This is a genomic window from Nocardia sp. NPDC003345 (assembly GCF_053589395.1).
In genome coordinates this window covers 1-2273 of the sequence record NZ_JBSFRU010000539.1, presented here as the reverse complement: position 1 = coordinate 2273, position 2273 = coordinate 1, and the positions used below count along the sequence as shown (strand labels likewise).

Below are 2273 nucleotides of genomic sequence, written 5' to 3'. Positions count from 1 at the left end.
CCGCGGAGCGGCTCGTCTGGCGTCCGGGCCCGTTCCACCGCGCGCTGGAGTCGCTGCCGGTCGTCTTCCCGCCCGCCCCGAAGCTCTAGCTGCGGCGCACACGGCCACCTCGGGCCCCGAAACAGACTGTTTTCCAACGCTAATGAACCGGCGGTGATACCGTTGAGACATTGTGTCTAAAACCAGCCGCAACGACGGGGCTGGCTCGGCTCGCTCGAGGTGGTCGTTATGGGGCAGTTCAGCAGATTTTCAGCGAAGTGGCCGGACGGTGACCCGCCAGTGGCCGGAACCACGGTAGCGGTACAGGTGTGGTTGACATGACGTTACCATCGGTCTGGTCCAATTCCAACCTCGGTGGGGCACTGGATTCCCTTGCCGCGCACGCCGACACGCAAGGCCGATACATCCGCTTTCCCGACCGGACCGGCGATGACGAACGGATCGGCCTGACCGAACTGTCGGAAGCCTCGAAACGTTTCGCGCACGGACTACTCTCCGGGCCCGAACCCGGTGCCGTGGTAGGGATCATGCTCCCGCCGGGACCGGAGTTCCTCATCGCGTGGTTCGGCATCGTACGCGCCGGAAGAGCGGCGACCGTCCTTCCCCTGGCCGCCGTCCACCCGGCCAAGCAGGCCGCACACCTGGCCCAGCTCGTCGATGTCGCCGGCCTGCAGACCGTGGTGACCGGACCGGAGCTCGACGCCGTGACGAGCGAACTGCGCAACGCCTGTCCCGGGCTGCGTTTCATCACCGTCGCGGAGAGCGCATCCGGCGCCGGAGCGCTACCGGACGTGCAGCCCGACACCCCCGCATTCGTGCAGTTCACCTCCGGCAGCACGCGGGCGCCGCGCGGCGTACTGCTGACCCACGCGAACATCATGGCCGGCCTGGACGGGATCGTGCGCTCAGGGGAGATGACCCCCGATGACGTCTGGGCGCTGTGGACTCCGCTCTACCACGATATGGGTCTGTTCGGCGTGCTGGCCGGGCTGTTCTCCGGGGGACAGGTCAATCTCGTCGCCCCGCAGACCTTCATCCGGCGGCCCGAGCGGTTCCTGCAGCTCGTCTCCGACACCGGCGCCACCATCACCACCGGCCCGAACTTCAGCTATGACCTGATCGCCCGAGTGGCCCTGGCGGCCCCCGATCTGGTGGCGGGACTCGACCTTTCCCGATGGCGACTGGCCGTCAACGGCGGCGAGGTTCTCTCACCGCAGACCCTCCAGAACTTCGACGCCGCGCTCGCCCCGGCGGGTGCCCGGCCATCAGTGATGTTTCCCGCCTACGGAATGGCCGAGGCCACCCTGGCCATCACATTCTCCCAGCCGGGCAGCCCACCCGCCATCCTGTGGGCCGACCGCGACGCGCTGGCGGAAAACGGTGTGGTGCGAACACTCGCCCCGGAAGATCCCGCGGCCACCGGCCTCGTCTCCGCCGGACGGCCGGTGGCCGGCATGGCAGTGCGCATCATCGCCGGTGACGGCTCCGACTGCGCCGAGGATCAACTGGGTGAGATCCAGATTCGCGGCGCCTCCGTGACGGCCGGCTACTACCGCGATCCCGAATCCACCGCCGAACTGTTCGACGGTGACTGGCTGCGCACCGGCGATCTCGGCTTCTGGCACGAGGGCCGGCTCTACGTTGGCGGCCGCCGTAAAGAGATGGTGATCGTGAACGGCCGGAACTATTTTCCGTCCGACGCCGAACACGTCGCTCGCACGGTGCCGGGTGTCTACCGGGGCCGGGCGATAGCTTTCGCCGACACCGAACACGCCGCAGACGGCCGCATCGGAGAATACGTCGGCTTGATCGTCGAATCCGAAGCGCCGGAAGCCGATTACCCAGAACTGGTCGAACGAGTTCGCAAACAGGTGACCGCGGACCTCGGATTTTCCGCTGTACGGGTATATCCGGTTTCGCCCGGCTTTCTCACCCGCTCCACCAGCGGAAAATGGCAACGCCTCGCGGCCGCGGCAAGAATATCCGCCGCGAGTCGAACCTACTCACCAACAGGATAATGCGCGCGCAGCGCGTATGAGACGCTCGACCGGGTTGTAGGAGAAGCCATAATGACAAGTACGACGGAAAAGCATGATCTCGGCGTAATGACCTATTTGGCGCCGGTAGTCGCGGATAATCTGGACCGGCATCTCAGTCTCACCAAAGAATGGTTCCCCCATCAATTCGTTCCGTGGAGCGAGGGCTCCAACTTCGACGGTCCACTCGGAGGCGACCCCTGGGAGCCGGGTCAGAGCAGGCTGTCCGAACACGCA

1 protein-coding gene and 1 pseudogene are annotated in these 2273 nt (G+C 66.1%); both read left to right on the top strand.

The window, feature by feature from the left end; genetic code table 11:
* Positions 1 to 317: 317 nt before the first annotated feature.
* A complete protein-coding gene (locus tag ACWDU1_RS31745) occupies positions 318 to 2018 on the top strand; it encodes an AMP-binding protein (protein WP_450004109.1) in 1701 nt (566 codons plus the stop codon).
* Positions 2019 to 2069: 51 nt separating this feature from the next.
* A pseudogene (locus ACWDU1_RS31740) lies at positions 2070 to 2273 on the top strand (acyl-ACP desaturase); the annotation flags it as partial.